This window comes from Mailhella massiliensis (genome assembly GCF_900155525.1).
Lineage (GTDB): Bacteria > Desulfobacterota > Desulfovibrionia > Desulfovibrionales > Desulfovibrionaceae > Mailhella > Mailhella massiliensis.
In genome coordinates, this window is sequence record NZ_LT706928.1 from 1 (window position 1) to 5,194 (window position 5,194).

At 45.3% G+C, this 5,194-nt stretch carries 3 protein-coding genes; all 3 read right to left on the reverse strand.

Annotated features, from left to right (window positions below):
* Positions 1–510: 510 nt before the first annotated feature.
* The 3 genes from CZ345_RS00170 to CZ345_RS00180 all read right to left on the reverse strand — a co-directional run bounded on the left by CZ345_RS00170 (position 511) and on the right by CZ345_RS00180 (position 4,767).
* Entirely contained in the window at positions 511–1,599 is a 1,089-nt protein-coding gene (locus CZ345_RS00170; protein WP_077071192.1) for an acyltransferase, read from the reverse strand.
* 80 nt (positions 1,600–1,679) lie between these two features.
* Complete coding sequence (locus tag CZ345_RS16385) at positions 1,680–3,731, reverse strand: hypothetical protein (protein WP_144277180.1); 2,052 nt, start codon at positions 3,729–3,731, stop codon at positions 1,680–1,682.
* Between the two features lie 109 nt (positions 3,732–3,840).
* Complete coding sequence (locus CZ345_RS00180) at positions 3,841–4,767, reverse strand: glycosyltransferase family 2 protein (protein ID WP_077071194.1); 927 nt, start codon at positions 4,765–4,767, stop codon at positions 3,841–3,843.
* Positions 4,768–5,194: the final 427 nt, after the last annotated feature.

Here is a 5,194-nt window from a genome sequence, read left to right on the forward strand (position 1 = left end):
CGACGGTGTCGGCGTAGCTATGGTCGAATTTGATGAAGGTCTCTATCGCGCGCTTCCTCTGCCCCTGGCTGTACATGCGGTTCTCCTCCTGTCCCGCCTTGGTCCAGGATTCCCACCGCAGTCCCTTCTGCTCAAAACTACTTGACTAAACACACTGGACGAGTAGCCGCACCGGGCGGCGGGCCTATGGGGCTGTCGGAAAGTGCGCAAGAAACTTGACGGTACCCCCGGACGTGACGCTGCCGGAGGGGTGGCCGTACCGGAGGGTGGGCCTATGCGGCTGCCGGAAAGCGGTTAAGTATCTTAACGGTAGCGGAAAGCGCGAAAGAATCTTGGCGGCACCTAGCCAACCGGCGGTACCATCTCGGTTGATTTTCGTTACTAAGTGAGGCTACTGCTCATCTCGACGGTACATCATGAGAAGTGTTTCAAAATGTCGAGAGTGGTTCGTCATCTTTTTGCGACTGACGCGATGCCCTATAGCAAGAAATCTGCTTTCCTATGAGCTGCCTAAGTGATTGATCGAACATTTATACACTTTACGGCTTGCTGGTAAACATGTTGAATTATGCGAATAAGTGTGATGTCAAGCAGCGATGCAATCGCGAGCGATGCAAAGTAGGAACATATCACTAAAACAACCCAGATGAGAACCCGAATGGGGATAGTAAGCAGTTCTATGCTTCCATGCAACATTGTCTCATATAAAAAAGGTGCAATCATAGCAATGGAAGTGTATTGCAATAGATAAATTGCATAGGAGCGTCGCGCGGTCCATTCAATGACTTTTCTGAAAAAGTTATTATTCACTTGTAAGCCATCGAAAAGAAAAAGAATGGCAATCGTTGCAAATAGCCATGGATAGCTGGGGTCAAAGCGGTCAACCCCAAAGTAAGCAGATACTACGTCAAAAGCCCATAACACTAGGCCAAACGCAATTAGCTTCTTTTTCGTAGTTCTAGAAGTATCAGGTGCGAGTCGACGATAGAAATAGCCTAGACAGAAATACATAAAATAGCCTGAACCAGGAATCAATACTGTTGGTAGTAATCTTTTTGTAATATTGATTGTCAGCTCAAGTGTCGAATGGTTTGTCACTCTAAACAGCCAACAAAGATAGTTTAGACATACTCCTAACAGGGTTACTAAGCAAGCCGCCTTTGCAATCGTTTTAATTTGATAGTTGTCAAGCTTCTCAAATTGCCAATAGAGAAAGGGCGCAACGACTAGAAAGGGAATTAGTGTGGGAATAAACCACCAAGGCCCCAACTCATTTGAGAAAAAAAGAAGATATTCAGCTACTGACCAATTTGAGTTATTGGTTTTGTAAAGAAATAGGACAACAGAATATGCAAATAACGGAAGGACGACAGTGGATATTTTACGTGAATAGTAAGACAACAAGCTTGACTTTAGCGGTCGTATTGCAAAGTAGCCAGAGAGCGCAAAGAAAATTGGGTCACATAGAATTCCTGTAATAGAGACAATTAAATCGGCATTTATTCCATTCAAAATGCCTAAATATGGACTGCAGTGGCAGACAACAACGGCTAGCATGCAAAGCGATCTCAATAAATCCAAATTAACGAGCCGTTTCACCCTTTTTCTCTCCCTATAAATAACCGTTGACTAGATATTCTAGTTAAATGGTAAGTGACTGAAATAGCAATGAGTCGGCCCTATGCCCAAAACTGAGCAGAGAGGCGGATGTATTCCCATAAATCTGCTGGCCATGTCATTCCCGTGGGGCCCATAGCTGATGACATGATGCCAAACCGCTGAAATACCAACATCACTATTCCAATTAAAACACTGTAGAAGAGAGTAAGATGCGCAAAATGAAGAGGGATGCTTCTGTCCCCGTTCTTTTCTTGAGTTTCGATAGAAAAAGCCGTTGCCGTAGATGCGAAGCAGAAGCACAGGGAAAAATCGAGACCATACCTTGGGAGTAGTCCTGCACCTTCAGTATCAAAAACGCACACTATGAAACCGAGGATAAGAAAAAGAAAGATAATTGTCTTCTGTTTTCTATCGTTGATGCGGCAAAGGAATAGAAGAGGGATTACGGAAACAAACGGATAGCAAGTTAACATGCCACCAATCAGTGGCTCAGAAACAGTCATTCCAGGAAAACTAGTATTGATTGCCGTTGGTTGTAAAAAGGGAAAACTTGTCGTTAGTGCGGGGGGCTGTAGAAGATAGTAAAAAACCCCTTCTCCCGCTCTCACGAAATCGAATCCTCTAAGAGTCATATCGTTACCTGCCAGATTGTAATTTGCACCAAAATCTAGCGGAGATTCAAAGCGAATGAAGTTGTAGTACATAAGAGGGATGGCTATTGCAATCAAAGGGACAATGACGCAAGCAATAACTCGTATCATGCATTTTAGCTTCTTTGCTTTATAGTATGTCTTAATTTGTTTTACTAGTATGACCGCCCATGGAATAGAGAGTATTAGCAGCTGTGGCCTACAGCCTGCAACTAAACCCATAGCTAAAGAACCAAAGCAAAGCTTTGCATACCGACTCGAAGGATTACTGTCGTTAATTGATTGAACTGTTAACAGTAATCCAATTAGAACAAACGCAAAACCGCACATACTGGGCACTGAGTAGAAACTTGGTCGTCCTAGCACTACCACAACGTACGATGCTCCAAGTGATCCGAGGAATGACAAAATAAAAGTTGACAACGATATTGTTGGATGATAATGACGGATAATCGCTCTGAAGAGTAGCCATAAGACAACAGTCGAAGCAAGCGCCATGAAAAGGGTGACAATCGAGTTGGGAAGGTCGTTGCCAGTAAGTAAGAAGTATGGGAGATAGAACAGCACGACTGGAACTACTCCAAAATAGACATAGTAGGAGCCTTTATAATAGGCTGCGTCATTTTTGTAGCCGATGCCAGTCTCTTCAGCTATGCGATTGCGCAGGGAAGCATCGTAGGGATTATCAAGTTGTTTCAGCCAGTCAGGCGGCTCTTCATTAAGTGTAACTTTTCCTTCGGCAAACGAACGTGCCAGCTCTGTGTACTCGTTATGGGCAAATCCGTCGTACCAAGGCACGTTGGGATCGTCGCTACCTATATGGCATGTCATCGTTATGACTGCCAACACGATAATGAGGACAACAAGTGAAGCCCTTCTGTAAACCGGGCTATCTACTCCTATTATTCTACTCCAGCTGCTTTTGGGCCGAAGGTACACTATGAAAGAAATGAAAAGAAATGATGCGATATAGCGACCGATACTGAAGAAGAAGGGGACCGGCTGATTTACAGATATAGATTTTACTGAAATTGGCTCGTTGAGTCCGGGGAACGTTACAACAAGATCTTTTACATCCCCGTACGGGTGGATTCGGAAAGTCGAAGAGCGTTCGTTTCCTGAATACACTTCTGTTTGAGGCAAGGAATACAGCTCTGTGCTTCCATCGTCTGATATTTGGTACTGAACGGTAACGATATTGTTTGCTTCAACCTGAATAGTAATGGTTTCAATCGACCTGTTTAATTCTGAAAATGAAATAGTGTCAGCTGAGTCATCGGCTATTACTATGCTTTCACTGATCTGTGCAGGGTTTTCTAGGAAACAGCTTAACCAATGATTAATGTTAAATAGCGTTATCTCAAGAAAAAACGAGATAACACCAATCATAACGAGAGTAACAATGACTTTATGTCCCGTTGTATTTTGGGTAAAACAGGGCAAATTTCGTAAAAGTTTCATTCGCATTCACCAATTAATTTTTGTTGGATGCTGCTACGCGATTGACAGAGACCTTGTGTGCTTAGAAGCATAAGCGATGTAACTCGATAGTAGTACTCGAATGCTATCCCTATTGCTGTCTCTCTCGATAAACCGCCAGCTCCCATTCACGCCGTTCAGATTTTGCGACGCTATCCAGAATAATGCCGGTTGCTAAAGAAAGGCAGCAAAGAAAGATGAAGGCCACCGCAAGCAGGGCAGTTGGTAAACGTGGAACAAGACCTGTTTGAAAATACCCAATAATGACTGGCACGCCAAGTAATAGTCCAGCAATCGCAAGCACGAGCGCCACAAGAGTAAAGAATTTTAGGGGACGATAGTCTTTGAAGAGCGTGCCGATCATCATGATGACCTTAAGACCGTCACTAAATGTATCAAGCTTAGACTCTGATCCGGCAGGACGGTCGCGATAGACAATCGGAACATCGAGAATACGCCAGCGGCGATCGACAGCATGGATGGAAAGCTCAGTCTCAATCTGGAAGCCCTCAGAAAGCACAGGGAAAGTTTTCACGAATGTACGCGAGAACGCGCGGTATCCAGTCATAACGTCATCGAAGCCATATCCATAAATCCATTTGATCATGAAGCGGACGAGATTATTACCAAATCCGTGAAATGCCCGCTTATTTTCTTCAGCATATGTTCCGTTAGAGAGGCGGTCGCCTACAGTCATATCCGCTTTACCTTCTAATATGGGAGAGCAAAGGCTACTTGCGGCATCGGCTGGATACGTATCATCACCATCTACCATCAGATAGCAATCAGCTTCGATATCGCGGAACATTTGACGAACTACATTGCCCTTGCCTTGGCGGGGCTCGAAACGGACAATGGCTCCATGTTCTCGAGCTATTGCTGCAGTGTCGTCGGAGGAGTTGTTATCGTAAACGTATATCGAGGCACCGGGAAGCTCCCTGCGGAAGTCATCCACTACTTTGCCGATGGTGACTGCTTCGTTGTAGCACGGAATCAGCACGGCGATAGAGCCATTCATGCATTCCCCAATCAAAGTGGTGACAAGTTTATTCAATAGTACGACATTTCACGAATTAAATTGGATAGGGCTAGCGGTACGTTAATGAATACCGGTTCAGTTCATATTGTTGTCGTCTGTATTGGTAAAACGACCCTTAATGATTGGTAACGTACAATTTCTTGCGCACTTTGACAGCGGAATAGCGTCCAGATGAGGAAGGAGGGCACGGCCCGCCCCCGGTATGATTCGAGTTGCCTAGATTCGATCAGACTGGAGGAAGACCATGCCCGAGCCAATCGTAACACTGAACGAGGAGGCCCTGAGAACCGACCTGCGCGAGCTCGTCAGGAGTACCGTCGAGGAGATGCTGAACGGCCTCCTGGACGAGGAGGCCGACGACCTCGTCGGCGCCGAGCGCTACGAGCGCACCGCCGGACGCGAGGCC

Coding starts and splice junctions, on each gene's coding strand:
- CZ345_RS16385 (WP_144277180.1), bottom strand. CDS start 3,731: ATGAAACTTTTACGAAATTTGCCCTGTTTTACCCAAAATACAACGGGA.
- CZ345_RS00180 (WP_077071194.1), bottom strand. CDS start 4,767: ATGAATGGCTCTATCGCCGTGCTGATTCCGTGCTACAACGAAGCAGTC.